Here is a 26,522-nt window from a genome sequence, read left to right on the forward strand (position 1 = left end):
TCCGCTTCGTCGAACCCCTGGGAACGCGGCCCCTCGTGACGCAGCGCGTCTTCATGCCTCGGCTTGCGACGACCGGCCGTCCAAAGCCATTTTCCGACACATGCAGGCATGTTCCGGCAAGAGCTCGCCTCATTACTCTGGTAAGCTGCACCCGGCATCACGCTTAGCGGCGTGACGTGGTGGCTGACGATCTTGATCACGTCACGTTCGGCACATGCTCAGGAGACCTTGTCATGAAGATTGTCGTGATCGGCGGAACCGGATTGATCGGCTCCAAGCTCGTGGCGCAACTCAGGCAGCAAAGCCACGACGCCGTGGCGGCCTCGCCGAGATCGGGGGTGAACGCCGTGACCGGGGAAGGCCTCGCTCCGGCACTTGATGGCGCCGATGTTGTCGTCGATGTCGCCAACGCGCCGTCCTGGGAGCCTGCCGCCGTGCTCGCGTTCTTCGAGCGTTCGAGCAAGAATCTCGTCGCGACCGAGGCCGCCGCGGCCGTCAAGCATCACGTCGCGCTGTCGATCGTGGGGACCGATCGCTCCCCCGACATCGCATATTTCCGTGCCAAGCTGGCACAGGAGAGCATCGTCAAGGCCGGCTCGGTGCCCTACTCGATCGTTCGCGCCACCCAGTTCCTCGAATTCCTCGGCGCAATCGGCGAAGCTGGCGTCTCCGGAGACGGGATCGTTGTTCCATCGGCGTCGTTTCAGCCAATCGCCTCCGACGACGTGGCTGATTGCCTCGCGGACATCGCGACGGGACCACCGCTGAATGGCACGATCGATCTCGCGGGCCCCGAGAAGGCGCCCTTCAACGAATTCGTCGCGCGCCGTCTGAAGGCAGCCGGTGACAAGCGTACTGTGGTGGGAGACCCGAAGGCGCACTATTACGGCGCCACCATTGACGACACGTCGCTGGTCCCGCTTGGTGAAGCCCGGCTCGGAAAGACGTCGCTCGCGACATGGCTCGCGAGGCTCTGACAAATCCCGCCTTCGTAAGAGTAACCGCTGACCAGGAAGCCGCAGTGCGGATTCCTGGTCCAGACTCCTGATGGCACTTTGTTCGGCCTCGTCGAACGACTTGGCACACGCGCGCTGCAATGGCCGCGGCGGCGCTAGGCTCCGCCGATGCCATCGCCTTCGATCTGCCCTGTCGTGGCCCCGAGCGTCTGTGACGGGCGCTCTCCGAACATCGCCAGGTAATATTGCGCGAAGCGACCGAGCTCGTAAAAACCCTGCTCCATCGCCACCGACGCCACGGTTGTCGAGCCGGGCGCGCTCTGGCGCAGGACGGAATGCACCGTGCAGAGCCGCTTGTGCCGGAGGAAGCTGACCGGGCCGAGACCGAAAACCTCCTGGAAGGCGCGATGCAAGGTCCGCCGCGACACGCCCAGGACGGCGCAGATTTCCGACACATGCACCGGGCGCGTGCCCATCGCATCGAGATAGTCTTCCACCTTGCGGATCAGCCGCCGCGCCGACGGCAGCCAGCCGCTGTCATCGGGGGGAAGCGACGACATGACGTTGATCGCCATGCACTCGGCGATCGCCCGCCTCCAGTATTCGGCGGTCGACGGGGTCAGGCTGCCGTTCCGGGTCCGCAGATGCGACATGATCCGGACCAGGCGGCGGCTCGCGATCGCGCCGGTCTCGAGGTCTGCCTTGAAATGGCCGCGGGTGCGCCATGTGTCGGGATCGCTCAACCGCGCCTCGCCGCCGAACAGCGAGGCAACGTCGTCGATATCGAGGCGCATCGCCGCGTAAGCCGACCCGCCGTGAAAGACCCCGTCATGCTCGAGCAGCGGCGGGATCACCAGCACGTCGTTGAGCTGCATGTCGAACGACCAGTGTGCGACGCGGTCTTCGGCCGCCAGCAACATTCCGATGATCAGCTTGTCATCGCTGGAGACGCGCTGCGTGCGCATGCCGACGTTGAAGGCGCCGATGCTGAGCGAGAAATCGCCGATGCCGATATGCGACAACGTCCCGCGCAATCGCCCACGACCGAGCTGCATCACGTCGACATGCGATCCATGGACGGCCTGATGAAGACCTTCAAAGCCGTCCAGTTTTTTCGAATCAACCAGAAGGAATTGGCCCATGGCCGTACCCTGTTGGTTAAGCGCGACTATTCTGGGGCAATCGGCAGCAGGATACCACCATGATCCGCGTCCGGCGCAACGATCTGCTTTCGCGATTTGCGACGAACGTTATCGAAATCCGGCACCAGATCGCTGCAATACGCCGAACTCAGGGGGCACGGATTATCGCGTCTGTGCCATAGCCTCGCCCGCATTGGCACAAACTGCACATCACATTCGACGAATGTTCGGAAACCCGCGTGCGCAAAAGGAAATCATTTGACGCAATCAAGCACCATCCTTTCTCAGGGAGCCCAAAACAGGAAGCAGACGAAGCGCAGCTCTATCTGGCGGCCGCCGGAGAGACGCCTTCCGTAAACACCACCGGCGTGCCTTTCGCGACGCTGGCTGCGACCCGCTCCGCGTCCCAATTCGTCAGACGCACGCAGCCATGCGATTGCCCCTTCGAGATGTTCTGCGGCGACGGCGTACCGTGGATGCCGTAGCCATCAGCGGACAGGTTGATCCATACGATACCGACTGGATTGTTCGGGCCGGGCCTGATCTTGAAGGGCTTTTGGGAATGCACACCCTTGAAGTGATAGGCTGGGTTATAGCGATAAGTCGGATTTTGGTCGATCTCGGTGACCTTTAGCGTGCCAGAAGGCGACGGCTTCTCATCGCTGCCGACGCTCGCCGGGTAGAAGCCGATCAGCGCATTCGACTTGTCGAATAGTTTTACGGTTTGCCTGACCTTGTCGATCTCGACCCGGTCGGCCTTGGCTGGGGTCGCGCTTCCGCCATCGCTCGTGTCGACGACGGCAACGCTCTCGCCAGCGCGGTCGAAATGACGCCCAGGGTTGAGCGCCGCCAGCAGTTGCTCGCTCATGTGAAATTTCTCGGCCAGTTCCTCGCGCGGGCTGATGTAGCCAAGATGTGGAATGTCCTTCATCTCCTGCATTTTCGACGGAAGCTTGTGCAGAAACGGACCCGCGACGTCCTTGTCGGTGATGGTGTACGTCGTCGTCGGCTGCCGATCGTCCGCCTGCAGCGCCTTCCAGACGTCATCCGTCAGTTGATCCGAGTTCGGCAATTGCCGCGCTTCGGCATAAGCGCGAAGCGCCTTCTTGGCGTTCTCTCCGAATTTGCCGTCGATCTCGCCGGGCGAGAAGTGCGATCTGTCCAGCAGGACCTGGAGACGCACTCCAGCCGCGGTCGGCTTCTCGTTCGAGAGGGCCTTCTTCGACGGCTCGGCGGAAGCGATCGCGGCCACGTCCATTCCGGCGGCAAGCACTGGCGCGGCCGTCAGGGCGAAGAGTCCGACGGCGAGAGCAATTTTCATTGCCGCCATGTTCCAACTCCGACGTGGAGACGTTCGTCGGATCGGCAACTCGGTGACACGGCGAAGGTTTCCGGTTTTTCCCGGCGGGCGCGCCGGCCCAGTCAGCCGGCCCGGCGCGCCGCCATCTCCGCCGCGAGCAGCACCGCGGCGCGGCTGGCGCCCGTCGACGCGACGCCCTGCCCCGCGATGTCGTACGCGGTGCCGTGCGCGGGCGTGCAGATCGGGAACGGAAAGCCGCCGAGCAGCGTGACGCCGCGATCGAAGCCCATCAGCTTCATCGCGATCTGGCCCTGGTCGTGATACATCGTCAGCACCGCGTCGAAAGCGCCGGCCTTGGCGCGCAGGAACACGGTGTCGGCGGGAAACGGCCCCTCCACGGCAATGCCGCCGCGCCGGCCGGCTTCGACCACCGGCGCAATGACATCGATCTCCTCGCGGCCGAAATTGCCGCCGTCGCCGGCGTGCGGATTGAGGCCCGCGACCGCGATGCGCGGACGCGCGAAGCCGGCATTTCGCATGCATGTATCGGTCAGTTTGAGCGCGCGCTGGATGCGTTCGCTGGACAGCTTTGCCGCGACGTCCTTGAGCGGAATATGCGAGGTGACGCGGGCATTCCAGAGTTCGCCCAGCACGTTGAACTCGCTGGCCGGCGTCCTCAGCCCGACCACCTCCGCCGAGAAGGCGATCTCGTCGTCGTAGTCCGAGCGTGCGAGCCGCATTGCCGCCTTGTTAAAGGGCGTGAAACAGACGGCATCGACCCGGCCATCCCTGCCGAATTCGAGCGCCCGCTTGTAGTTGGCCAGCGCGAACTGCCCGCCCGCAAGGCCAGCGACGCCGCGCTCCACCCGCGCGGGATCGAGGTGACCGAGATCGAGGAACAGCGTATCGCCTGGCAGCTCATCGAAATCGGCGTCCTGCGCCGCCGCCGTCAGGTGCGGCGAGACACCTGCGACCTTCGCGCCCTCGTCGAAGATGCGGCGGTCGCCGATGACCACGAGCCGACACCGTGCGCGAATATCGTCCTGCGCCACGAGCTTCGCCGTCAGCTCCGGGCTGATGCCGGCTGGATCCCCCATCGCCAGCGCAATCAGCGGCTTCGCAGTCATATGATCACCTTTTCCTGGCTCGTCGTTTCATGGCTGGCGGACTTGCGGAAGATCCGTGCGAACAGTTGCAGCACGAGCGGAAGCAGAAGCAGCGCGATGCCCGCCACCACCAGGCTCGTCACCAGCTTGTTGGCAAAGAAGATGCCGAGCGATCCCTTGGACATCAGCATCGACTGCCGGAACGCATCCTCGGCCTTGTCCCCGATCACGATCGCGAGCACCAGCGGCGCCAGGGGATAGAACAGTTTCTTGAAGAGATATCCGACCACGCCGAAGCCGAGCATCATCACAACGTCGAGATAGGAGTTCGACACCGAATAGGCGCCGACGACGCAGATGATCACGATCAGCGGCGCGATGACCACGAAGGGGATCCGCATCAGTGCGGCAAAGACGGGCACGGTCAGCAGCACCAGCGCGACCGCGACGATGTTGCCGACATACATCGAGGCAATCAGCCCCCAGACGAAGTCCTTCTGGTCGACGAACAGCATCGGCCCGGGGTTGAGGCCCCAGATCATCAGCCCGCCCATCATCACGGCCGCGGTGGCCGAGCCGGGAATGCCGAGCGAGAGCATCGGCAGCAGCGCGCTGGTGCCGGCGGCATGATCGGCGGTCTCGGGCGAGATGATGCCTTCGACCTCGCCCGTGCCGAAATAGCGGCCGCGGCGCGAGAAGCGGCGGGCGATGCCGTAGCTCATGAAGGAGGCCGCGGTCGGGCCGCCCGGAGTGATCCCCATCCAGCAGCCGATCGTAGCGCTGCGCAGCAGCGCAACGCTGTGGCGCGGCAGGCGGCCGACGGCGCGGAACACCTCGCGCCAGTCTATCTTGGAGGAGACGGCGCGGGCGTGAAATTCCTCCTCGACCGCGACCAGGAGTTCGCCGATGCCGAACAGGCCCATCACCGCGACGACGAAGTTCACGCCCTTGACCAGTTCGTCGATGCCCATGGTGAGGCGGACGCTGCCTGACACGGTGTCGATGCCGATGGCGGCAATCGCAAAGCCGATCGCAAGCGCGACCACGGTCTTGATCGGCGCCGCGCCGCCCATGCCGACGAAGCTTGCGAAAGCGAGGAAGTAGACCGCGAAATATTCCGCCGGCCCAAAGGCGAGCGCGACCTGCGCCACCCAGGAGGCCAGGAAGGTGATGAGGATGACGCCAATCAGCGCGCCGAACGCGGCCGAGCCGAACGCGGTCGCAAGCGCCGTGGTCGGACGACCATCGCGCGCCATCGGATAGCCGTCGAATGTGGTTGCGACCGAAGAGGGCTCGCCGGGGATGTTGAACAGGATCGAGGTGACGGAGCCGCCGAACAGCGCGCCCCAATACATGCTGGAGAGCAGGATGATCGCCGAGACCGGCTGCATGCCGAAGGTCAGCGGCAGCAGCAGCGAAACCCCGTTCGGCGCGCCCAGCCCCGGCAGCACGCCGACGAGAATGCCGAGCAGCACGCCGACCGCCATCAAGGCCAGATGCGGCACGGTGACCGCGATGGTGAAGCCGTGGAGGAGTTCCGAGAGATTGTCCATCGCCCTCTCCCTCAGAATCCGAGCGCGGCGGCGAGCGCGCCGTGCGGCAGGCTCACCTGGAACATGCGCTCGAACACGACGTAGAGCGCGAGCGCCGTTGCCGCCGCCGTGACCGCCGAACGCAGGACGGATTGATGCCGGGGGATCGCGAGCACCGCGAAGACGTATGCCGCCGAGGCGACATACATCCCGAGCAGCGGGATCGCGGCGACGAAGATCGCGGCCGGCACGAACAGGCCCGCCAGCCGCCGCAGCTCAACCGACGTGATCGCGACCGGGACGTTCGCCAGCGTCCCCACCGGAACAACGCCGCGCACCAGATTGTAGAGGCTGCCGGCGATGATGATGATGCCGGTCAGAAACGGAAACGTGCCGGCATCGACACCTTCGCTCGACCAGCCGATGCCGTTGTCCAGACTCTGGACCACCACCGCGACGCCAAAGCTGCCGGTGAGGATGGCGGTCGCAAGTTCGAGCGCGCGGCGTGAGATCATCGAAGGCTCCAGTCGAGCAGCGGACCCGGCATCCAGTGTCGTCCCGGCGAACGCCGGGACGACCGCGGAGTTTGCGGCGAGCACCGCCTCACTTGACCAGCCAGCCCTGCTCGCTCGCGACCTGTTTGACGTGCTCGAGGTCTTGCTTGATGAACTTGTCGAACTCTGCACCGGTCAGGAACGTGTCGACCTGGGACGTCTTCTCGATGTAGTCCTTCCATTCCGGCGTGGCCTGCACCTTCTTCATGAGATCGACATAGTAGGCCGCCTGCTCGGGTGTGACCTTGCCGGGCAGCCACACCGTCCGCGGCTGCTCATATTGCTTGATGTCGAGGCCCTGCTCGGCGCAGGTCGGAACGTCGCTCCAGCCTTCGGTTGCGGTGATCTTGGGACCGGCCGGCAGGCGCTTCGGGCTGAAGACGCAGAGCGGGCGCTGCGTGGCGCCGCGCCACTGTCCCAGGCTTTCGCTGGGATTGTTGACGTGGGAATCGAGATGCCCGCCGGCGAGCTGCACCGCAGCCTCGGCGCCGCTCTTGAAGGGGATGTAGGTCAGCTTCACATGACCGATCTTCTCGATCATGCGCGTCAGGACCTCATCGGTGTCCTTGGACTGCGCGCCGCCCATCTTGAATTCGCCCGATGCGGCCGCCTTCAGATAGTCGCCCGCAGTCTTGTAGGGCGCGTCCTGCTTGACCCACAGCAGGAACTCGTCCTGCGCCATCGCCGCGATCGGGGTCAGGTCCGTGTAGTTGAAGGCGACCTTGGAGACGAGCGGCTGCTGCCAGGCGTTCGAGGTGCCGAAGATCACCTTGTAGGGATCGCCGGCCGAGGCCTTGCCGTAGACATAGCCTTCCGCGCCGCTGCCGCCGCCCTTGTTGACGACGACGATGGGTTGTTCGGTCAGCTTGTACTTGGTGACGATGTTCTGCACCGCGCGGGCGAGGTTGTCGGTGCCGCCGCCGGGCCCGGCGGTCGCCACGAACTCGATCGGTTTTTGCGGCTGCCAGGCCGCCAAGGCAGGCGCACTGCCTGCAAGCACGGCTGTACCGACGGACAACAGGAATAGAGACGTCGCACGCATGATTTCCTCCAACTGACTTTTTCTGTTTTGTTCGATCAGCCGTCTCGACGTCCGCTCAGGCGACGCGTTCCTTGCGCTCCCTGGATGCCGAGACGATTGCGCCTTCCTTCTCGAGCGCTTCGATTTGCGCCGTGTCGAACCCATGCTCGGCCAGCACCTCGCGCGTATGCTCGCCATAAACGGGCGCGCCTGAGGCGACCTTGCCCGGCGTCTCCGAGAATTTGACCGGCAGCCCGATCGTCTTGACCGGGCCGAGGGTGGAATGCTCGACCTCGACGACCATCTCGCGCGCCAGCGTCTGCGGATCGCTCAAGGCTTCCAGCATGTCGTGCACCGGACCGCAGGGCACGCCCTTCTCGTCGAGCGCCGCAAGCCAATGCGCGCGCGTCCGGGTGCGGAAGCGCTCGCTCAGGACGGCTTCGAGCTCCTTCAAATTCGCCATGCGGTCGGCGCCGGTGACGAAGCGCGGATCGGCGGCGAGTTCGCTCGCGCCGAGCGCCTCCAGCATCAGCAGCCAGTGCTTCTTGTTGGCGCCGCCGACGACGAGCCAGCCGTCCGAGGCCTCGAAGGCCTGATACGGCGCATTGAGCGGATGCGCAGAGCCCATCGCGCGCGGCGCCGTGCCGGCGGCGAGCGCGATGGTCGATTGCCAATAGGTCTGCACCAGCGCGGCCTCGAAGAGCGAGGTCTCGACCCACTGCCCCTCGCCGGTCTTGAGGCGATGCGTGTAGGCGGCGAGGATGCCCATGCTCGCGAGCAGGCCCGCGGTGATGTCCGATAGCGGCGGCCCGCATTTCACCGGCGGACCATCCGGGCGCTCGCCCGTGAAGCTCATGATGCCGCTCATGGCCTGCGCAACGAGATCGAAGCCACGGCGATGCCTGTAGGGACCGGTGCGGCCGAAACCCGACAGCGAGCAATAGATCAGCGCCGGGAAGGTCTCGTGCAGCTCTTCATAGCCGAAGCCGAGGCGCTCCATCGCGCCCGGCGCAAAATTCTCCACCAGCACGTCGGCATCCGCAATCAGGCGCCGCAGCACCGCCTTGCCGCCGTCGGTCTTCAGATCCAGCACGATGCCGCGCTTGTTGCGGTTCATCATCAGGAACGAGGCGGCTTCGTCGCCGATCTTCGGCGGCACCGAGTGACGGGTGTCGTCGCCGTTCGGCCATTTCTCGATCTTGATGACGTCGGCGCCCATGTCGGCGAGCATCAGGGTGCAGGTCGGCCCCGCCATGACGTGAGTGAGGTCGATGACCCTGAGGCCGGCGAGCGGGCCTGCGCGGCGGGACGTCGATTGCGACCGATCGCTCTGCATCGGGGCGTCCTATTGACCGCGCCACTGCGGGGCGCGCTTGCTGAGGAAAGCATCGAGCCCTTCGCGAAAATCCTGGCTCGTGTAGCACATCAGGATGAGGTCTTCGCCCTCGTCCCGCGTCAGCCGCCTCTGCAGGCGCGCGACCGCCTGCTTGGTCGCGTTCAGCGTCAGCGGCGCATGGCTGGCCACGAGGCGCGCGACCTCGTCGGCACGCTTGTCGAGCGCTGCGAGATCGTCGACGACCTCGCCGAGCAGCCCGATTCCCGCAGCCTCCGCGGCATCGACGAGCCGCGCGGTGAAGATCAGATCCTTGACGCGCGCTGCCCCGATCAGCGCGGTCAGACGGCTGACATTGGACATCGACAGGCAATTGCCGAGCGTCCGCGCAATGGGAAAGCCGATCCTGGCGCTCCGCGTGCCGATGCGCAGGTCGCAGGCCGCGGCGATGCCCGCCCCGCCGCCGGTGCAGAAGCCGTTGATCGCGGCGATGGTCGGCACCCGGCATTGCTCGAGCGTCGTCAGCACCCTGTCGATCCGGTTCTCGTAATCGATGGAATCCTGCGGCGTCCTGAATTCGCGGAACTGGTTGATGTCGGTTCCGGAGGCAAAAGCCTTGTCGCCGGCCCCGCGCAGCACCAGCACCCGGATGGACCTGTCGTCGTTGGCCTGCGCGCAGATGGCGGCGAGCCGCTCGTACATGGCGAAGGTGCAGGCGTTGCGCGCCTGCGGGCGATTGAAGGTGATCCGCCCGATTCCGTCGCTGCATTCAAAAACGAGGTCGTCCGCCGCCAGGGCCTGGTCCATTTCCTCGATCCCGTCTGTTTTTTGCATTTTTGAATGCAAAATTTGGGAATTTCAAGATATAATTACCTAACTTTCGTCTATTGGACCATTTTTGCATTCAAAAATAGAGATAGCCCATGCTGCACGAAGAGGTCGTCGGCCGTATCCGCGACATCCTGCTCGACGGCGAGATCCCGCCGGGCGCGCGGATTCCCGAGCGCGAACTGTGCGAGCGGCTCGAGATCTCGCGCACGCCGCTGCGTGAGGCGCTCAAGGTGCTGGCTGCAGAGGGCCTCGTGCAACTCCTGCCCCATCGCGGATCGCGTGCCGCCAAACTGACCGACAAGGACATGCGCGACCTCTTCGAAGTCTGCCAGGGCCTCGAAGCATTGGCCGGCGAGCTCGCCTGCGAGCGCATCACCGATCGCGAGATCGCCGAGATCGCCGCCGCGCACGTCGCGATGGTGCAGCATTATCGCGAAGGCGATCTGCTCCAGTATTATCGCGGCAACCGCGCCATCCACGAGGGGATCGTCAACGCCGCGGGCAATCCCGTACTGTCAGGACTCTATGCGTCGGTGACCGCGCGCATCCGCCGCGCCCGCTACGTCACGCCGATGACGCCGCAGCGCTGGGCGTTCGCCGTCAGCGAGCACGAAGCTATCCTGAACGCACTTCAGCGCCGCGACGGCGTCGGCCTCTCGCACATCCTGCGCGCCCATCTGCGCCACAAGCGCGAGGAGGTCTTGCAGGCGGGTTTCGCGGAGACGGACGGGAGCGAACCCACGCTACGGATTGCGTGAGGCCGCGGCTCGGCTAGCAGCCGAGCTTGTCGGCGATGCCGCCGAAATCCCTGGCGACGATGTCCCAGTTGCCGGTGGCGTCGAAATCGACCTTCTGCAAAGGGCCGTATTCGGTCGGCCGCGCCACGAACGCGGTCTTCAGACCGTATTTCTGTGCCGCGGCGAGATCGCCATTGTGGGCGGCGACCATCATCACCTGCTCGGGCTTGAGGCCGAGCAGCCTTGCAGCGCCGAGATAGGTTTCGGGATCGGGCTTGTAGTGCTCGAAAAGCTCGGCCGACATGATCAGGTCCCACGGCAGGCCGGCATGCTTCGCCATGTTGGTGAGCAGCGCAACGTTGCCGTTCGACAGCGGCGATATCACGAACTTGGTCTTCAGCCGCGTCAGGCCGGCGACGCTGTCGGGCCAGGGGTTGAGGCGGTGCCAGCCCTTGGTGAGGTGGTCGAGATCGGCGTCGGTAAGCGCCTTGATCGCGAACTTCTCGACCAGCTTTTCGAGGGAACGCCGATGCAGATCGTCGAGCATGACATAGCCGCGCTCGGGATGCTCGCGCACGTCCTGCATCGAGGCGACATACATGCCGCGCCAGCCGTCGACGAGCGCTGTCCAGTCGGCGCTGATGCCGCGGCCCTTCCCCCACCACATGAAATCGGTGATCAGGCTGGTGCGCCAGTCGACGACCGTGCCGAACACGTCGAAGATCAGGGCTTTGACGGCGGAGAGATCGGACATGGCGCTTCCCTGATTGTTCTTGTCGTCATTCCGGGACTCGCGAAGCGCGAACCCGGAATCCAGAAGTTGTGGCGCGAGATTCCGGGCTCTCGTTTCGCGAGTCCCGGAATGACGGCAAACGCTAGTCCAGGTGGAACTTCGCGAGCTCGCGGTGCTCGGCCTTGATGTAGCGCACGGTGCCGGTGACGGAGCGCATCACCACGGTCTCGGTCTCGATCACGCCGTCCTTGCGGAATTTGACGCCCGACAGCAGTGAACCGGTCGTGACGCCCGTGGCGGCGAACAGGCAGTCGCCGCGGGCCATGTCCTCGATGCCGTAGATCATCTTGGGATCGTTGACGCCCATCTTGGCCGCGCGCTCGCGCTTCTCGTCGGAATCCAGGATCAGCCGGCACTGCATCTGGCCGCCGATGCAACGTAGCGCGACCGCAGCGAGCACGCCTTCCGGCGCGCCGCCGGTGCCGAGATACATGTCGACGCCGGTGTTGTCGGGGTCGGCGCAGTGGATCACGCCGGCGACGTCGCCGTCGGTGATGAGGCGCACGGCCGCTCCCGTCGAGCGCACGCTCTCGATGATGCTGGCATGGCGCGGACGGTCGAGCACGAGAACCGTAATACCGTCGGGCTTGACGCCCTTGGCCTTGGCGAGGCGGCGGACGTTGTCGGCAGGGCTCGCGTCGAGCTCGACGACGCCCTTGTCGTAGCCCGGACCGATGGCGAGCTTCTGCATGTAGACGTCGGGGGCATGCAGCAGCGTGCCGCCGTCAGCCATCGCCATGGTAGCAATCGAACCCGGCATGTTCTTGGCGCACAGCGTGGTGCCTTCGAGCGGGTCGACCGCGATATCGACCTCGGGGCCCGCCTTCATGCCGACCTGCTCGCCGATATAGAGCATCGGCGCCTCGTCGCGCTCGCCCTCGCCGATCACGATGGTGCCCTGGATCGGCAGCTTGTTGAGCTCGCGGCGCATGGCGTCGACGGCGGCCTGGTCGGCCGCCTTCTCCTGCCCATGCCCGCGCAGCCGCGCCGACGACACCGCCGCCCGTTCCGTCACACGTACGATCTCCAGCGTGAGAATACGCTCGAGCAACGCCTGCGGCGGCACTGAAATATGGGTCGACATCGGCTCACTCCTTCGAAACGTTTGGGACGGAAATCTCCGTCCGCATCAACTCGTAACATCAGCAGTTCGTTCGAACCGCTTCGTGTCTTTCTCGCTCAGTTCTTCTCAATCCTGATGACCTGCGGCCGTCCGCTGATCACCTTGTCCTTTTGCACGGCCGCGAGCGCGCGGCGCACCGCGTCTTCATGGGTCGCGTACGTGATCAGGATGACGGGCACGGGCACCGCCTTGCCGTCGGCCGGCGCAGCGCCGCCGTTGGGGTGACGCTGCACGATCGACTCGATCGAAATCTTCTGCTCCGCGAGCCGGGTCGCGATCGCAGCCGCAGTACCCGGGAAATCGCGTGCCAATAGGCGGATGTAGTAGCCGCCCTCGTGTCGCTCCATCGGCGCCTTCCTGGTGTCGCGCAAATGCGCGATCGGCCGGCCGAACGGATTGGCGCGGATGCCGCGCGCGACATCGGCGATGTCGGCGACGACGGCGGATGCGGTTGCAGCGCCGCCTGCGCCCGGACCGACCAGCGTGATCGGCGGAATGCCCTCACCATCGATCGTAACCGCATTGGTGACACCCATCACCTGCGCGATCGAGGATGTCTTGGGAACCATGGTCGGGTGCACGCGCTGCTCGATGCCCTTGGCGGTGCGAACGGCAACGCCGAGCAGCTTGACGCGGTAGCCGAGATCGGCGGCCGCGCGAAGATCTTCCGGCGCGATGGAGGAGATGCCTTCGACATACACTGCGCCTTGAGCAACTTTCGTGCCGAAGGCAAGGCTGGCGAGAATGGCGAGCTTTTGTGCGGTGTCGTGACCGTCGACGTCGAAGGACGGGTTGGCCTCGGCATAGCCGAGCCGCTGCGCATCCTTGAGACACTCGGCGAACGACAGGCCCTCCTGCTCCATCCGGGTCAGGATGTAATTGCAGGTGCCGTTGAGGATGCCGTAGACGCGATTGATGCCGGTTCCGGCAAGACCTTCGCGCAAGGTCTTGATGACAGGGATCGCGGCGCCGACGGCTGCCTCGAAATTCAGCGCACCGCCATGCTTTTCGGCGGCCTTGGCGAGCTTGATTCCGTGCTTGGCGAGCAGTGCCTTGTTGGCGGTGACGACAGACTTGCCGGCGTTGAGCGCGGCTTCGACGGCGGAGAGCGCGGGGTCGCCGGCGCCGCCCATCAGCTCGACGAAGCAGTCAATGCCGGGATGCGTAGCGAGCGCAAGCGGATCCCTCACCCATTCGACGCCGCGCAGATCGATACCGCGCTTCTTGGCCTTCGAGCGCGCGGTAACGGCAACGACCCGAATACCGCGGCCGCTGCGGCCCGCGAGCACGCGCGCCTGTGTTTCAATCAAACGGACAACTTCGGCGCCCACGGTGCCGAGCCCCGCTATGCCCACTTTCAGGGGTGCAACCATGATGCTTTAGTGAACCTGCAGAAGAGAATTAGCGCCTGTTGGCGAGCGGAACGACGTTGTGCAACGTTTCGATGCCGCTTTCAAGGAAGCGGCGCACGCCGCGCGCGGCCTGCCTGATCCGTTGCTCGTTTTCCACCATGGCGATGCGGACATATCCTTCACCATGCTCGCCGAATCCGACGCCGGGCGAGACCGCGACACCTGATTTCTCCACCATGAGGGTCGCGAACTGCATGCTGCCGACGCTGCGGAACGCTTCCGGCAGCGGCACCCAGGCGAACATCGAGGCTTCCGGCGGCGGAATCTCCCAGCCGGCGCGGCCGAACGATTCCACCAGCGCGTCGCGGCGCTTGCGATAGGTGTCGCGCATCTCCTTGATGCAATCGTCGGGGCCGTTCAGCGCCGCGGTCGCGGCGACCTGCACCGGCGTGAATGCGCCATAGTCGAGGTAGGATTTGACGCGGGCGAGCGCCGCGATTACGCGCTCGTTGCCGACCGCAAAGCCCATGCGCCAGCCGGCCATCGAATAAGTCTTCGACATCGAAGTGAACTCGACGGTGACGTCGATGGCGCCCGGCACCTGGAGCACCGAGGGCGGCGGGTTGTTCTCGTCGAAATAGACCTCGGCATAGGCAAGATCAGACAGGATCAGGATCTCGTGCTTCTTCGCGAAAGCGACGAGGTCCTTGTAGAAGTCGAGGCTCGCGACATAGGCGGTCGGGTTCGACGGATAGCAGACCACAAGCGCGAGGGGCTTGGGGATCGAATGCACGATCGCCCGCTCCACCGCTTCGAAGAATTGCGGCGTCGGCTCCGAGGGCACCGAACGGATCACGCCGCCCGCCATCAAGAAGCCGAAGGCGTGGATCGGGTAGCTCGGGTTCGGACAGAGGATGACGTCACCAGGGGCGGTGATCGCCTGGGCCACGTTTGCAAAGCCTTCCTTCGAGCCCAGCGTCGCCACCACCTGGGTGTCGGGGTTGAGCTTCACGCCGAAGCGGCGGGCGTAATAGGCGGCCTGGGCCCGGCGCAGGCCGGGGATGCCGCGGGACGCCGAGTAGCGGTCGGTGCGCGGCTTGCCCAGGGTCTCCTTGAGCTTCTCCAGCACGTGCGGGGGCGCCGGCAGATCGGGATTGCCCATGCCGAGATCGATGATGTCGGCGCCGGCATTCCGCGCGGCCGCCTTGGCCCGGTTGACCTGCTCGAACACGTAAGGCGGAAGGCGGCGGATGCGGTAAAAATCTTCCATGGCTCTCTGGGCTCCGGGCAACCGGTCAGGACAGAATCGAGGGGAGATGACCGCCCCTTCGAGGAGACAGCGCCCGACGCACGAAAATCGCTCGAAATCAAACACTTGGAGCGATTTACGGCGACAAGGACTGAACTCCTTCGCCCTGACTCTCGGCTGAATTGAAGTCTTTTTAGCACGGAGTGGCGGGGGCGCCAGCGATTACCTTGCGGCTCTCTCCGGCCGTCCTCTTCCCTTTTGCCGCCCCTATTTGGCGTCTTTTGCGGCGACGGCCTGGCGGTCGCGCGCTGCGGCAAGCTCGGCTTCGATCTTGGCACGCTGGTCCGGTGGGATGATGGCCTCATCGCGATCCGGCGGCAGATCGTGTACCGGAAGGTAGCCGCCGGAATCCCTGGAATGGGCCTGCGCGTCGGTGGGGGTGTAGTCAGCCAACTGACTCGAACACCCTCCCAAGGCGAGCGCCGCGATCAGCAGCGCGCCAGCAATCGGCAGCGACTTTTGCAGGTCCCACAACGCCAACACTTGGGAACCCCCCTACCCGTCCCAACGCAAGGCTGCCGGCAACTTAACCAACAACCTGCCCAAGCTCAAACCATTGCTGCCCACAAATGGTACGAGCGAGAAATCATCCAAGGCCCACGGCACAAGACGTGCCCGCCGATTGTGACGAAAGCAAGAAGGCTTGTCGCAGTGCAGCACATCTTCGCGCCTGTTTGGCACGAAACCAGCGAGCTTCGCGGTGACGAATACGGAATCAATCGGTAGTGTTGCCTTCATGAGTACCGCCACGACCGACACGCCCACCTCAAAGCCCGAAACGAAGTTCAATGCGGAAGCCTTCGCGATGAATGTCGCGCGGGCGATGGAGAGCGGCGGCAAGGCGCTCGCCGCGTATCTGAAGCCGCGCGAAAGCGGCGAGGTGCAGGACCGTCCGCCGGCCGAGCTCACCGAGGTGGTGAAGACCTTCACCTCGGTCGCTGAATATTGGCTGTCGGACCAGTCGCGTGCGTCCGACCTCCAGACCAAGCTCGCCAAGGACTATCTCGATCTCTGGGGCTCGGCGGCGCGGCGAATGGCCGGCCAGGAGGCGCAACCCGCGATCGCGCCCTCGCCGCGCGACAAGCGCTTTGCCGATCCGGAATGGAAGTCGAACCAGTTCTTCGATTTCGTGATGCAGCTCTATCTGCTCACGGCTAAATGGGCGCAGGAGCTCGTGAACGACGCCGAGCTCGACCCGGCGACCCGCCGCAAGGCGGAGTTCTATGTGCAGCAGGTCACCAACGCGATCTCGCCGTCGAACTTCGTGCTGACCAATCCCGAGGTGCTGCGCGAGACCGTTGCCAGCAGCGGCGAGAACCTCGCGCGCGGCCTGACCATGCTGGCGGAGGACATCTCCGCCGGCAAGGGCATGCTGAAGATCCGCCAGTCCAACCCGGACAACATGGTCGTCGGCGTCAACATGGCGACGACGCCGGGCAAGGTGATCTACCAGAACGAGATGATGCAGCTGATCCAGTATGCGCCAACCACGGAGAAGGTGCTGCGCACGCCGCTGCTGATCATTCCGCCCTGGATCAACAAATTCTACATCCTCGATCTCAAGCCGGAGAAATCCTACATCAAGTGGTGCGTCGATCAGGGCATCACCGTGTTCGTGATCTCATGGGTCAATCCCGACAAGAAGCTCGGCGGCAAGAGCTGGGAAGACTACATGAAGGAAGGCCCGCTCACGGCGATGGACGTGATCGAGAAGGTCACCGGCGAGATGAAGGTTCACACCGCCGGCTATTGCGTCGGCGGCACCATGCTCGCGACCACGCTGGCCTGGCTCGCCGAGAAGCGGCGCCAGCGCGTGACCTCGGCGACCTTCTTTGCCGCACAGGTCGACTTCACCCATGCCGGCGATCTCCTCGTCTTCGTCGACGAGGAGCAGATCGCAGCGCTCGAGCAGGACATGAAGACATCGGGCGTGCTCGAAGGCTCCAAGATGGCGATGGCCTTCAACATGCTGCGCTCGAACGACCTGATCTGGTCCTACGTGGTCAGCAACTATCTGAAGGGCCAGCAGCCGAGCGCGTTCGACCTGCTGCACTGGAATTCCGATGCGACGCGGATGACGCAGGCGAACCATTCCTACTACTTGCGCAACTGCTACCTGGAGAACCGGCTGTCGACCGGCACGATGGTGCTCGACAACACCCTGCTCGACCTCTCCAAGGTCAAGGTGCCCGTCTACAACCTCGCCACGCGCGAGGATCACATCGCGCCGGCGGAGTCCGTGCTTTACGGTTCGCAATTCTTCGGCGGGCCCGTGAAATACGTGCTGTCAGGCTCGGGCCACATCGCCGGCGTCGTCAATCCGCCGGCGTCGAACAAGTACCAGTACTGGACCAACGACAACATCAAGGACGTCAACGTCGCCCAGTGGATGAAGGGCGCGGTGGAGCACAAGGGCTCGTGGTGGCCGGACTGGCGCGAATGGCTGGGCGGGCTCGATCCGGAGGAAGTGCCGGCGCGTAGCGTCGGCACCGAGGCGCTGCCCCCGATCGAGGATGCCCCCGGCAGCTACGTCAGGGTTCGCGCGTAGCGCTGGTTTTCGTATAAGCTCACGACATCGACTCTAGAGGGGACCGGGTTATGACGCGCGAATTGTTCTGGCTGACCTGTACGGTGATCTTCACTGGCATCCTGTGGGTCCCCTACATTCTCGACCGTTGCCAGGTCCGCGGCCTCTCCGGCGCGATGGCCAACCCCTCGCGCGGCGACAAGCCCCAATCGCCGTGGGCGACGCGCCTGATGTTCGCACACGACAACGCGGTCGAGAACCTCGTGATCTTCGCACCGCTGGTGCTGATCCTGAACGCGATCGACTATTCCTCGAAATGGACCGTGCTCGCCTGCGCGGTCTATTTCTGGTCGCGCGTCGCCCATCTCATCGTCTACGCAATGGGACTACCGGTGTTCCGCACCCTCGCCTTCGTCGTCGGCTTTGCCGCCCAGGCCGTGCTGGCGCTGGCGATCTTCAAGGTGCTCTAAAGCGGGATGGGTTTAATCTGAATCGATTTGGGATTCCCAAATCAGCTTGTTTCTGATTCACCATGCTGGCTGGACGGAGGCCAGCATGGATGGGCAAGCCGTATTCTCTGGATCTTCGCAAGCGCGTGGTGGCGGCAATCGAGGGCGGGATGTCCCGCAATCGAGCCGCCAAGCAGTTTGGGGTGGCGATCAGCACGGCCATCGGCTGGATGAAGCGGGTCGATAAGACCGGCAGCGTCGAGCCTGGCCAGATCGGTGGCTACAAGCCGAAGGCAATTTCGGGCGAGCACGCGATCTGGCTGTCGCAGCGGATCAAGGACGGCGATTTCACCATACGGGGTCTCGTCGCCGAGCTTAGCGGACGCGGCCTGAAGGTCGACTACCACTCGGTGTGGGACTTCGTGCATGCCGAGAAGCTCAGCTTCAAAAAAAAGCGTGGCGGCTGGCGAACGCGATCGACCGGAGGTCGCACGGCGGCGAGCCCAGTGGGCAAAGTATCAAGGTCGCGTCGAAGCTGAGCGGCTCGTCTTCATCGACGAGACCTGGACCAGGACCGATATGGCCCCCCTGCGGGGCTGGGCGCCGCGCGGGCACAGACTTCACGCCAAGGTTCCCCACGGCCGCTGGAAGACCATGACTTTCCTGGCGGCCCTGCGCCATGACCGGATTGATGCGCCATGGTTCATCGAGGGGCCGATCGATGGCGTGAGCTTTCGCACCTATGTCGAGAAGGTTCTTCAGCCCGTTCTGCGACCCGGCGATATCGTCATCCTGGATAACCTCGGCAGCCACCGGAGCAAAGCAGTTCGCCAGCTCATCCGTTCGGTCGGCGCCAAGCTCTTCTTCCTGCCAAAATACTCGCCCGACCTGAACCCGATCGAACAGGTCTTCGCCAAGCTCAAGCACCTCGTCCGCAAAGCTGCCGCGCGAACCGTCGACACCGTCTGCGCCGCAATCGGCCACGCACTCGATGCCTTCACATCCGAGGAATGCGCCAACTACCTGAAAAACTCAGGCTATCGAACTTAATGCCATCATGCTTTAGAACTACCGCTTCGGCGGCCCGGTCGTCGCGAAGTACTGAAGTCTCGTGTGCCGGACGCGCGAAGCGCGAGCCGGGCCCCAGGGAACACCAAATAGAGAAAGCATGGGCCACGGCTCTGCAGCGCACCACTGAAGAAGTGCTGCGCTGCGTCGGGGGCACGAGACTACCCTACTCTTCCGGCAGGCCCAGCATCAGCCGCATGTTCTGCACGGCTGCGCCCGAGGCGCCCTTGCCGAGATTGTCCAGCCGCGCGACCAGCACCGCCTGGTGGTATTTGTCGCTGGCGAAGACGTACAGCTCGAGCATGTTGGTCTCGTTGAGGGCTTCCGGCTCGAGCCGGCCGCCCTTGGTCGCTTCGTTCTGAAGCGGCATCACCGAGACATACTTCGAACCCGCGTAGCGCTTGGCAAGGGCGGCCTGCAGATCGGCACCGCTGGGCTTGCCCGGCAGCGTGTCGAGCTGGAGCGGCACCGAGACCAGCATGCCCTGCCGGTAGTTGCCGACCGAGGGAATGAAGATCGGCCGCCGCGTCAGGTTCGAATAGAGCTGCAGTTCCGGCAGATGCTTGTGCTCGAAGCCGAGGCCGTAGAGTTCGAACGACGGCGCGCTGCCGTCTTCGAAGCTTGCGATCATCGACTTGCCGCCGCCGGAATAGCCGCTGACCGCGTTGATGGTGATGGGATAGTCAGGCGGCAACAGGCCGGCGTCGACGATTGGACGGAGCAGCGCGATGCCGCCGGTCGGATAGCAGCCGGGGTTGGAGACCTTCTTCGCGGCCTTGATCTTGCCGGCCTGGTCCGGCGTCATTTCCGGAAAACCATAGGCCCAGTCGGGCGCGACCCGATACGCGGTCGAGGCGTCCAGCACCTTCGGGCCCGCTGCGCCCATGCTGTCGACCAACGCGACGGTTTCCCTGGCGGCGTCGTCGGGAAGGCAGAGGATGACGAGATCCACCTCCTCCATCAGCGCCTTCTTGGCCGCGGGATCCTTGCGCTTGTCGTCGGCGATGGTCTTCACAACGACATCGTTCTGAAGCTTGAGGCGCTCGTTGATGCCGAGCCCGGTGGTGCCGGAGCCGCCGTCGACGAAGACGCTGGCGGGCTTCTTGGCCGCGCCTGATGTCGGGGCTTTCGTGGTTTCGGTGAGGCTCATGACACGCTCCTTTCGAGCTTGTTCGTATCCGCAAAAACTTGATCTTCGAACGCTTGATCTTCGAACACTTGCGGCCTTGCCTGCCGCATCAATCGTGAAATCTGCCTGGCGTCGGCATCGCGCTCGCCCAGCGCAGTCGCGATCGCCGCATAGTCGGCGTCCGATTTGTGCTGGTTGAGCTTGAAGCTGCCTTCGACCTCGTCAACGGTCATCACCAGACCCACGATCGCCTTCTTCAATGTCTCGAACCGGCCGGCCGTCATCTTCGCCGACGTCCACGGCGTCTTCGGCAACAGCCAGCTCTCGAAGATGTCGCTGAGCGTGTCGATCTGAACCGCCAGCTCATCGTCCGACATCGGCCGCACCGGGCCGCCCAGATGCACCGATTGATAGAGCCAGGTCGGCACCTGATCCGGCGATACGTACCAGTCGGGCGAGACATAGGCATCGGGCCCGTTGATCGCGAGCAGCCAGGACGTCGCGCCGTCCGCAAGCTTTACCAGCGGATTGTGACGGGCAACATGAAAGGCGGCCTGCGGCGTGCCATCGGCCGCATAGGTCAGGTAAAACGGCAGCGGTGAGGCGACCGGCTTGTGGCCGTCGAAGGCGCACATCGTGCCGAAACCGCGCTCCTCGGCGAATTTCAGGCTCGCGGCGCGATCCGGCTTGAAAAAGGGTGGCGTGTACATCGTGGTCTCCTGCTGGGCCTCCTTGGGGGGCCGCCGGATCAGATCGCGCTGACAGGAGAGAGAATGCCGCGGATCGGGTCCAGCGGCAAAGACGATGATCTCAAACGCGATCGACCGCCCAAACCGCTAAAGAGCGGCGGCGGCGACGGGCGAACAGGATGGTCGCGGCGTTGATCATGGCGCGCGGCTATAGAGCGAGATCCGGTTCCCGTCAAGGTTTGCGGCGTCAGATGACGCGCCAGATCCACTCCATGGCCTTCGCGATCACGTCGCCGAACAGCAGCAGCGCCGCCGACCAGACCAGCGCGGAGACGAAATTGGCGACCTGGAAACTCCAGTAAGGCATCTCGAAAATGCCGGCGGCGAGCGGCACGGAGGCACGCAAGGGGCCGAAGAAGCGGCCGATGAAAATGCTGGGCACGCCCCAGTTGCGCACGAACGCCTCGCCCCTGGGCAGGATTTCCGGGTAGCGCGACAGCGGCCAGATCTGCGCGACGTGTTCCTTGTAGCGATAGCCGAACCAGTAGGAGACCCAGTCGCCGAGGGCAGCGCCGAACGCGCCGGCAATCCAGATTGGATAGAAACTGATGCCGCTCGCACCGATCAGCGCGCCGATGGCGACCAGCGCGCCCCAGGCCGGGATCAGCAGCGAGATGAAGGCGAGCGATTCCCCGAATGCCAGCACGAACACGATCGGGGCAGCCCAGGCCTGGTGAAGGCGCACGAAATCGGCCAGTGCGTGCGCGTACTGCTCCATTCCAGAATGCCTTCCCGCCCCGCCGTGAGGTGCTGCTCGATGAAAAACACTGGTAAGCCAGGGACTTGTGTGACATCAAGTCACAAAGCCCGGCTCCGAGCGGACGGCAGCGTCAAATTGCCGGGAATTGGTCAGGTGGCGGCGTAAAATCGCCGGGATTGGCTCCCAACGACGCCGCGGGGCCGGCCCGGCGGTGACCTTTGCCGGCCAGCCGTGGCATAGTCGCAGCAACCGATTCGCCGCCCGCGCGGCCCTCAAGACGCATCAAGATATATGTCCAAGCAATTGAAGATGAAAGCCAAAGACGATTTGTTCGAGGGTAACGAGCCGAAGGGACGCGCGAAAGCCGCTCCGCGCGCGAGCGGTGGCGAGGCCGATTACACGGCCGCCGACATCGAGGTGCTCGAAGGCCTGGAACCGGTGCGGCGCCGGCCCGGCATGTATATCGGCGGCACCGACGAAAAGGCGCTGCATCACCTCTTCGCCGAGGTCATCGACAACTCGATGGACGAGGCGCTTGCGGGACACGCGACCTTCATCGGCGTCGAGCTCAGCGCTGACGGCTTCCTCACCGTCACGGACAACGGCCGCGGCATACCGATCGATCCGCACCCCAAATTTCCGAAGAAGTCGGCGCTCGAAGTCATCATGTGCACGCTGCATTCGGGCGGCAAGTTCGACAGCAAGGTCTACGAGACATCAGGGGGTCTGCACGGCGTCGGCATCTCCGTGGTGAACGCCCTCTCCTCGCACCTCGAGGTCGAGGTCGCGCGCGGCCAGAAGCTGCATCGCATGACGTTCGAGCGCGGCCATCCCAAGGGCAAGCTCGAGGATCTCGGCAAGGTCAACAACCGCCGCGGCACGCGCGTGCGCTTCAAGCCCGACACCGACATCTTCGGCGCCAAGGCCGCGTTCAAGCCGCAGCGTTTGTTCAAAATGACGCGCTCGAAGGCTTATCTTTTCGGCGGCGTCGAGATCCGCTGGAATTGCGCGCCCGAGCTGCTCAAGGGCGTCGAGGACGTACCGGCGGAGGCAACCTTCCACTTCCCCGGCGGCCTCAAGGACTATCTGGCGGCGGCGATCCATGCCGACACGCTGGTGCATCCTGACATCTTCTCCGGCAAGTCGGGCCGCAACGGCGCGCATGGCGCCTGCGAATGGGCCGTGGCGTGGACCGCGGACGCCGACGGCTTCCTCTCCTCCTACACCAACACGGTGCCGACGCCCGATGGCGGTACGCACGAATCCGGCCTGCGCAGCGCGCTGCTGCGCGGCCTGAAGGATCACGCCGAGCGCGTCGGCCAGGGCAAGCGCGCCTCGTCCATCACCTCGGAAGACGTGATGGTGGGCGCGGCCGTGATGCTCTCGGTGTTCGTGCGCGAGCCCGAATTCCAGGGCCAGACCAAGGATCGCCTCGCTACCGCCGAAGCGCAGCGCATCGTCGAACAGGCGATGAAGGATCCGTTCGACCATTGGCTGTCGGGCAATCCGAACATGGCCAACCGGCTGCTCGATTTCGTGATCGACCGCGCCGAAGAGCGGTTGCGCCGTCGTCAGGAAAAGGAAACCGCGCGGAAAACCGCCGGCAAGAAGCTGCGGCTGCCCGGCAAGCTCGCCGACTGCACCGACCCCGGCACCGAAGGCTCCGAGCTGTTCATCGTCGAGGGCGACTCGGCCGGCGGCAGCGCCAAGCAGGCACGCGATCGCAAGACTCAAGCCGTGCTGCCGCTACGCGGCAAGATCCTCAACGTCGCCTCCGCCGGCAAGGACAAGCTGACGGCGAACGCGCAGCTTTCGGACCTCGTGCAGGCAATCGGCTGCGGCCAGCTCCTGCACTATCGCGAAGAGGATCTGCGCTATCAGCGCATCATCATCATGACCGACGCCGACGTCGACGGCGCGCACATCGCCTCGCTGCTGATCACCTTCTTCTACCGGCAGATGCCCAAGCTGATCGACGAAGGACATCTCTTCCTCGCGGTGCCGCCGCTCTACAAGCTGACCCACGGACAGAAGTCGGTCTACGCACGCGACGACAAGCACAAGGAAGAGCTGATCAAGAGCGCCTTCAACGCCAACGCCAAGGTCGAGGTGAACCGCTTCAAAGGCCTCGGCGAGATGATGCCGGCGCAGCTCAAGGAAACCACCATGGACCCGAGCAAGCGCACGCTGCTCAAGGTGGTGCTGCTGCCCGACGACCGCGACACCACTGCAGATTCGGTCGAGCGGTTGATGGGCACCAAGGCCGAGGCACGCTTCGCCTTCATCTCCGACAAGGCCGAGTTCGCGAGCGACGAGCTGCTCGACGTCTGAGGCCGCGATCCCCGCTCAAAAGCCCCGGCCCGACGCCGGGGCTTTGTCATTTTGGGGATAGGTTGACCGTGTTCCGGCGCCTGATCCGGGCGATCCGCCTCTCGAAAGCGCGACTCGGCCAACGACTCACAGCGGGCGGTGCGGCCGCCAAGGCTGGGGCAGGATTGCCTCCATTTCAGACAAAGCCGAATTCCTAACGAAAACTTACGCAAAAAGAAGAACCTAGAAAGCTCGCAATACATTGAATTTGCACGGTTTTATCTAAGTTCGGTGACAGTACTCAAAAACCCGCCCGAGGGGCGTTTTCCGGCGACTGTGCCTGCCCTGCAACAGCATTTCGGCGAGAACCGTCTATAGTCCGGGCATCAGAACACACGGACTTCAGTGCGCTCGCGCCTGCTACGAATGAAGGTTGGGGATTTCATCATGAAGAAGATTGCTCTCGCACTGACCGCGATTGCGGCGATGACCGGTTCGGCTTCGGCCGCCGACCTTGCCGCCCGTCCGTACGTGAAGGCTCCGATGGTTGCACCGGTTGCCAACTGGACCGGCTTCTACATCTTCGGTGGCGCTGGCGGCGGTCTTTCGAACTCCGACCAGTCGATCCAGACCAATCCCGGCGCGGTTCCGCTCACCATCACCCAGCGTCAGGGTGGTTCGGGCTGGTTCGGCACCGTCGGCGCCGGCTATGACTGGCAGTTCAACAGCACCTGGGTCGCCGGCGTGTTCGCTGACGGTCAGTTCGGCAGCATCCGCGCCACCCTGCAGGATCCGATCAACGGGTTCACCGGCAACCAGAAGCTGGAAGACTCGTGGGCCGCTGGTGTTCGCCTCGGCTGGCTGGTTGCCCCGAACGTTCTCTCCTACGTCAACGGCGGTTACTCCGGCGCTCACTTCGGTGGCACCACCTTCACGACCTTGGGTGGCGCTGCGACCGGCATCCACACCAACAGCTACAACCGCAACGGCTGGTTCGTCGGCGGCGGCTTCGAGAACAGCCTGAACATTTTCGGCATCTCCTCCCCCGGCTGGTTCATGAAGACCGAGTATCGTTCGGCCTTCTACGACACCAAGACCATCAACGAGCTGACCGCTGCGAACGCTTCCAATGGCTTCGACATTCGTGCGAACCACTGGAACCAGACGATCTCGACCTCGCTGGTCTACCGCTTCAACTGGACCGGCCCGGTCGTCGCCAAGTACTGATACGATCTGAACTCGACCTCAGACGTCAAAGCCCCGGCATCGCCGGGGCTTTTTCGTTGTGAGGCCTGTTGGCGCGTAACGCCGACGCGCCACATCGCGGTCTTGAGCCGCGGTGACCAATCACCCCTTGCGCACGGACATGCGTCCTCCCCGCGGCCTTGCGTCCGCAGCCATTGTATCTGAGCCGAACCTGCGGCTAGTCTTGCGGCAAGTTTTCGCGGCCCGCGGCGATCGTTCTTGCCGTGGGTCACGACAAAGCAGTCCAATGGGGAGGAATGCATGCGCAGATTTCTGCTTGTCGCAGGCCTGTTTGCCCTCGCTGTCGGGCTGCTCTGGATCGGACAGGGCACGGGCACCGTCGCGTGGCCCCGATCGAGCTTCATGATCAACCAGCTGCAATGGGCCGGCTATGGCGCCGCCATGGCCGGCCTCGGCCTGGTCCTGATCTGGCAAAGCAACCAATAGAAGAAACCAGGAAGTGAAAGCATGACATCCAACCGGTTCGATCTCCGCGGCAAGGTCGCGATCGTCACGGGAGGCAACGGCGGCATCGGGCTTGGCCTCGCGCACGGGCTCGCCGACGCCGGCGCCGATATCGCAGTGATCGGACGCAACGAAGCCAAGTCGGCCGCGGCCGTCGCCGATCTCAAAGCGCGCGGCGTGAAGGCGATACCAGTCACCACCGACGTCACCGACAAGGCCGCGGTCGCAGCCATGATCGACCGCGTCGTCAAGGAGCTCGGTCGCATCGACATTCTGATCAACAACGCCGGCATGAGCATCCGCAAGCCGCCGCACGAGCTCGAGCTCGACGAGTGGAACAAGGTGATCGACACCAACCTCACCAGCGCCTTCGTCTGCTCGAAGCTGGCCTACCCGGCGCTCAAGGCATCGGGCAACGGCAAGGTGATCAACATCGGCTCGATGATGTCGATCTTCGGCGCAAGCTTTGCGACCGCCTATGCGGCAAGCAAGGGCGGCATCGTGCAGTACACGCGCGCCTGCGCCAATGCCTGGGCACCGGACAACATCCAGGTCAATGCGATCCTGCCGGGCTGGATCGACACCGACCTCACCCGCGGCGCGCGCAAAGAGGTCTCGGGCCTGCACGAGCGCGTGCTGGCGCGGACGCCCGCGGGGCGCTGGGGCGACATCGACGACTTCGCCGGCATCGCCGTCTTCCTCGCCTCATCAGCCTCGAACTTCGTCACGGGCACCGCGATCCCCGTCGACGGCGGCTTCTCGGTCATGGCCTGAGGCGCCGCCACGGCTGC

25 protein-coding genes are annotated in these 26,522 nt (G+C 64.4%); 9 read left to right on the forward strand and 16 right to left on the reverse strand.

The features are described 5' to 3' along the window. The first annotated feature begins 233 nt into the window (after positions 1–233). A complete protein-coding gene (locus XH90_RS19930; RefSeq protein ID WP_194476055.1) occupies positions 234–977 on the forward strand; it encodes an SDR family oxidoreductase in 744 nt (247 codons plus the stop codon). Between the two features lie 134 nt (positions 978–1,111). Here the strand turns inward: XH90_RS19930 and XH90_RS19935 are convergent, their stop codons facing one another. The 8 genes from XH90_RS19935 to XH90_RS19970 form a co-directional block, all read right to left on the reverse strand. Further along, a complete protein-coding gene (locus XH90_RS19935) occupies positions 1,112–2,098 on the reverse strand; it encodes a helix-turn-helix domain-containing protein (protein ID WP_194476056.1) in 987 nt (328 codons plus the stop codon). A gap of 322 nt (positions 2,099–2,420) precedes the next feature. Next, on the reverse strand, positions 2,421–3,428 hold the full coding sequence (locus tag XH90_RS19940; RefSeq protein ID WP_194476057.1) for a L,D-transpeptidase family protein: 1,008 nt from the start codon (positions 3,426–3,428) through the stop codon (positions 2,421–2,423). 92 nt (positions 3,429–3,520) lie between these two features. After that, positions 3,521–4,525, reverse strand: a complete 1,005-nt coding sequence (locus tag XH90_RS19945) for a 4-hydroxythreonine-4-phosphate dehydrogenase PdxA (protein WP_194476058.1) — start codon at positions 4,523–4,525, stop codon at positions 3,521–3,523. Beyond that, the gene (locus XH90_RS19950) at positions 4,522–6,057 is read right to left on the reverse strand and encodes a tripartite tricarboxylate transporter permease (RefSeq protein WP_194476059.1); all 1,536 of its coding nucleotides are present in this window, start codon (positions 6,055–6,057) and stop codon (positions 4,522–4,524) included. Before XH90_RS19950 ends, XH90_RS19945 begins: the two co-directional genes overlap by 4 nt. Positions 6,058–6,068: 11 nt before the next feature. Further along, entirely contained in the window at positions 6,069–6,551 is a 483-nt protein-coding gene (locus XH90_RS19955) for a tripartite tricarboxylate transporter TctB family protein (protein WP_194476060.1), read from the reverse strand. An 88-nt stretch (positions 6,552–6,639) separates the two neighbouring features. Then, positions 6,640–7,632 carry a tripartite tricarboxylate transporter substrate binding protein gene (locus XH90_RS19960; RefSeq protein ID WP_194476061.1) on the reverse strand — a complete coding sequence of 331 codons (993 nt, stop codon included), beginning with the start codon at positions 7,630–7,632 and terminating at the stop codon, positions 6,640–6,642. Positions 7,633–7,687: 55 nt separating this feature from the next. Beyond that, complete coding sequence (locus XH90_RS19965) at positions 7,688–8,947, reverse strand: CaiB/BaiF CoA-transferase family protein (RefSeq protein WP_194476062.1); 1,260 nt, start codon at positions 8,945–8,947, stop codon at positions 7,688–7,690. A gap of 9 nt (positions 8,948–8,956) precedes the next feature. Further along, the gene (locus XH90_RS19970; protein ID WP_194476063.1) at positions 8,957–9,751 is read right to left on the reverse strand and encodes an enoyl-CoA hydratase/isomerase family protein; all 795 of its coding nucleotides are present in this window, start codon (positions 9,749–9,751) and stop codon (positions 8,957–8,959) included. Positions 9,752–9,867: 116 nt separating this feature from the next. On the opposite strand from XH90_RS19970, the gene XH90_RS19975 reads away from it, so the two are divergent. Further along, positions 9,868–10,533, forward strand: a complete 666-nt coding sequence (locus tag XH90_RS19975) for a GntR family transcriptional regulator (RefSeq protein ID WP_194476064.1) — start codon at positions 9,868–9,870, stop codon at positions 10,531–10,533. 13 nt (positions 10,534–10,546) lie between these two features. Here XH90_RS19975 and XH90_RS19980 read toward each other — a convergent pair whose 3' ends face one another. From XH90_RS19980 to XH90_RS20000, 5 genes are all read right to left on the reverse strand, one after another. Then, a complete protein-coding gene (locus tag XH90_RS19980) occupies positions 10,547–11,266 on the reverse strand; it encodes a haloacid dehalogenase type II (protein WP_194476065.1) in 720 nt (239 codons plus the stop codon). 121 nt (positions 11,267–11,387) lie between these two features. Further along, positions 11,388–12,389, reverse strand: a complete 1,002-nt coding sequence (gene glpX, locus XH90_RS19985) for a class II fructose-bisphosphatase (protein WP_194476066.1) — start codon at positions 12,387–12,389, stop codon at positions 11,388–11,390. Positions 12,390–12,484: 95 nt separating this feature from the next. Beyond that, the gene (locus tag XH90_RS19990; protein ID WP_194476067.1) at positions 12,485–13,801 is read right to left on the reverse strand and encodes a homoserine dehydrogenase; all 1,317 of its coding nucleotides are present in this window, start codon (positions 13,799–13,801) and stop codon (positions 12,485–12,487) included. Positions 13,802–13,829: 28 nt separating this feature from the next. Further along, a complete protein-coding gene (locus XH90_RS19995; protein WP_194476068.1) occupies positions 13,830–15,050 on the reverse strand; it encodes an LL-diaminopimelate aminotransferase in 1,221 nt (406 codons plus the stop codon). Between the two features lie 246 nt (positions 15,051–15,296). Further along, positions 15,297–15,572 carry a hypothetical protein gene (locus XH90_RS20000; protein ID WP_194476069.1) on the reverse strand — a complete coding sequence of 92 codons (276 nt, stop codon included), beginning with the start codon at positions 15,570–15,572 and terminating at the stop codon, positions 15,297–15,299. 253 nt (positions 15,573–15,825) lie between these two features. On the opposite strand from XH90_RS20000, the gene XH90_RS20005 reads away from it, so the two are divergent. The 3 genes from XH90_RS20005 to XH90_RS20015 all read left to right on the forward strand — a co-directional run bounded on the left by XH90_RS20005 (position 15,826) and on the right by XH90_RS20015 (position 19,115). After that, the gene (locus XH90_RS20005; protein ID WP_194476070.1) at positions 15,826–17,637 is read left to right on the forward strand and encodes an alpha/beta hydrolase; all 1,812 of its coding nucleotides are present in this window, start codon (positions 15,826–15,828) and stop codon (positions 17,635–17,637) included. A gap of 50 nt (positions 17,638–17,687) precedes the next feature. Continuing rightward, entirely contained in the window at positions 17,688–18,086 is a 399-nt protein-coding gene (locus tag XH90_RS20010) for an MAPEG family protein (RefSeq protein ID WP_194476071.1), read from the forward strand. A gap of 89 nt (positions 18,087–18,175) precedes the next feature. Beyond that, positions 18,176–19,115, forward strand: a protein-coding gene (locus XH90_RS20015) for an IS630 family transposase (RefSeq protein ID WP_371748254.1) whose coding sequence is annotated in 2 segments (ribosomal slippage) — positions 18,176–18,511 and positions 18,513–19,115 — 939 coding nt in all. Because the reading frame shifts where the segments join, the coding sequence is not laid out codon by codon here. A gap of 184 nt (positions 19,116–19,299) precedes the next feature. Here XH90_RS20015 and argC read toward each other — a convergent pair. From argC to XH90_RS20030, 3 genes are all read right to left on the reverse strand, one after another. Next, the gene (gene argC / locus XH90_RS20020) at positions 19,300–20,283 is read right to left on the reverse strand and encodes an N-acetyl-gamma-glutamyl-phosphate reductase (RefSeq protein WP_194476073.1); all 984 of its coding nucleotides are present in this window, start codon (positions 20,281–20,283) and stop codon (positions 19,300–19,302) included. Then, on the reverse strand, positions 20,280–20,972 hold the full coding sequence (locus XH90_RS20025) for an FMN-binding negative transcriptional regulator (RefSeq protein ID WP_194476074.1): 693 nt from the start codon (positions 20,970–20,972) through the stop codon (positions 20,280–20,282). Before XH90_RS20025 ends, argC begins: the two co-directional genes overlap by 4 nt. A gap of 226 nt (positions 20,973–21,198) precedes the next feature. Next, a complete protein-coding gene (locus XH90_RS20030; RefSeq protein WP_194476075.1) occupies positions 21,199–21,729 on the reverse strand; it encodes a DedA family protein in 531 nt (176 codons plus the stop codon). A 273-nt stretch (positions 21,730–22,002) separates the two neighbouring features. Between XH90_RS20030 and parE the strand changes: the two genes are divergently transcribed. From parE to XH90_RS20050, 4 genes are all read left to right on the forward strand, one after another. Continuing rightward, entirely contained in the window at positions 22,003–24,042 is a 2,040-nt protein-coding gene (gene parE / locus XH90_RS20035; protein ID WP_194476076.1) for a DNA topoisomerase IV subunit B, read from the forward strand. A 426-nt stretch (positions 24,043–24,468) separates the two neighbouring features. Continuing rightward, a complete protein-coding gene (locus XH90_RS20040; RefSeq protein ID WP_194476077.1) occupies positions 24,469–25,248 on the forward strand; it encodes an outer membrane protein in 780 nt (259 codons plus the stop codon). A gap of 279 nt (positions 25,249–25,527) precedes the next feature. After that, the gene (locus tag XH90_RS20045) at positions 25,528–25,713 is read left to right on the forward strand and encodes a hypothetical protein (protein ID WP_194476078.1); all 186 of its coding nucleotides are present in this window, start codon (positions 25,528–25,530) and stop codon (positions 25,711–25,713) included. Between the two features lie 21 nt (positions 25,714–25,734). Continuing rightward, positions 25,735–26,505, forward strand: a complete 771-nt coding sequence (locus XH90_RS20050) for an SDR family NAD(P)-dependent oxidoreductase (protein ID WP_194476079.1) — start codon at positions 25,735–25,737, stop codon at positions 26,503–26,505. Positions 26,506–26,522: the final 17 nt, after the last annotated feature.

The sequence above is a fragment of the Bradyrhizobium sp. CCBAU 53338 genome, from assembly GCF_015291665.1.
Classification (GTDB): Bacteria; Pseudomonadota; Alphaproteobacteria; order Rhizobiales; family Xanthobacteraceae; genus Bradyrhizobium.